Consider the following 1,921-nt stretch of genomic DNA (forward strand, 5'->3'; position numbering starts at 1 on the left):
CGCGTCGAGCAGTTCACGCCCGCGACCGGAGACGGTGCCGCCGCCCGCGGTCGCGCCCCAGCCGTCGAGTACACACGCCTGCCAGCGCTCGTCGGTGGTGAACCACGTGTCCGCGCCGAGCCGTGCCTCCAGGACGAACGCGCCGTGCACGAGGTCGTTGGCGAACGGCGACGGCGGCAACCACCACGGGGTGGGCCCGTCGTACACCCAGGCCAGCGCGGTGACGACGTTGACGCCCGTCCGCAGGTGCGGCGCGAGATCCAGGTCGTCGTACGGCCGCATCCGCGGGTTGGCACGCACCGGTCCGCGGGCGACCTCGACGCCGTTGACGCTCAGCGCGTACCCGGACAACGCGACCACCCGCGTGGGCACGGACGCCGGAACCGCGTCGAGGTCGAGTGTGGCCCGCAACGCGACGGTGTGCCGCCCGGGGATGGGAGCGTCCGGCCCGTCGGGTCCGGCGGCCCAGATCCATCGGGCCCGCCAACGTCCGGGCGGAAATGCGGATACGGCGACCATGAGGCCGCTCCTTCACTTCGGGAGGGATCGAGATATCGAGTCGGGAGGGGTTGAGGGATCGAGATTTCGAGTCGGGACGGGTTGAGGATCGACGTGTCGAGTCGGGAGGGATCGAGGTATCGAGTGAGGAGGGATCGAAGGATCCGGGACTTCGGGACTCGGGGACTCCGGGACTCCGGGACTCCGGGGGTCGGGAACTCCGGGACTCCGGGGCTCGGGAACTCTGGGAGTCGGGGGCTCGGGGACTCCGAGATTCCGCAACTCGCGGTTACCGAAGCGCGCGCTCGAAGTGTTCGCGTACCGCCGCGAGCCACGCGTCCGGGCGTTCGGTCTGGGGGTTGTGCTTGGCGCCGGCGACGACGACCAGCCGTGCGCCGGGGATGCCCGCCGCGAACTGCTCGGCCGCGCCGCGCAGTCGCTTGTCGTGTTCGCCGACGATCACGGTGACCGGGCAGGAGATCTCGCCGAGCCGGCCGAGCAGCGACGGGTAGCTGCCGAGCGCCTCGCCGAAGCCGACGAACGCGGCCTTGTCCATGCCGGTCAACGCGTCGGACTGGCGCTCGCGTTGGGCTCGTTGTTGCGGCGTGGCGGTCTTGGGGGCGCGGGTGAAGGGCTTGAGGCAGGCCAGCAGGGGGCCCAGGCCCCAGCGGCCGACGGCGGCGTTCATGCCCCGCGCGAGCACCCGCAACAGCGGCGTGGAGGTGGGCTCCGCGGCGGTGTCCATCAGGACGAGGGAGCGCACCCGTTCCGGGTGGGCGAGCGTGTGGCGCAGGGCCACGACGCCGCCCATCGAGTGGCCGAGCAGGTCGTATCGGTCCGGCAGCAGGCGGGTGGCGAAGAAGTCGAGGTCGGCGGCGAGGTGGTCGAACGTGTAGGCGGTTCGGTCGGCGAACTTGGTGCTGCCGCCGTGACCGCGGTGGTCGTACGCGACGACGCGGCGCTCTTCGGCGAGTACGGGTGCGACGCCGTCCCAGTCGGCCAGGCTGCCGACGTATCCGTGCAGGAGGAGCAGGGGAGCGGCATCCGCTTCGGGGTGGGCGGCGGGTAGGTCGCAGTACCGCAGATCAGCGGTGTGCGAGGGGGAATCGAGGGGGTCGGTGTGCTGCGAATCGGCCACGCCGCGGGTGTCCCCGGCGAGGAGTCGGGATGATGCCGTCCACGAAAGCCTTCCATCTGGCATGTATTCGATGTTAGCGTCCCGCCACCGTGATGTGACACACAAATCCCTCCCGATTCGCGGGGCTCAGGGTCTCCCGGCCGTCACCTCCGACCCCGGATCGGCTACGTACCCGCAGCCGATCGACCAAGATCCATCCGCGATCGACCAAGATCCACTGTGATCGACCGGTCGATCCACCAACCCGATCGACCCACCCGATCCGGCCACAACGGACCGGAACGA

General features: G+C 70.6%; 2 protein-coding genes. Both read right to left on the bottom strand.

The features are described from left to right. Positions 1–519 (bottom strand): hypothetical protein (locus tag GT354_RS32970; protein ID WP_202512582.1); only part of this gene is annotated, 519 nt, incomplete at its 3' end. A gap of 268 nt (positions 520–787) precedes the next feature. Then, positions 788–1,636 carry an alpha/beta fold hydrolase gene (locus tag GT354_RS32975; RefSeq protein WP_161360040.1) on the bottom strand — a complete coding sequence of 283 codons (849 nt, stop codon included), beginning with the start codon at positions 1,634–1,636 and terminating at the stop codon, positions 788–790. Positions 1,637–1,921 lie beyond the last annotated feature (285 nt).

The sequence above is a fragment of the Streptomyces sp. SID3343 genome, from assembly GCF_009865215.1.
Classification (GTDB): domain Bacteria; phylum Actinomycetota; class Actinomycetes; order Streptomycetales; family Streptomycetaceae; genus Embleya.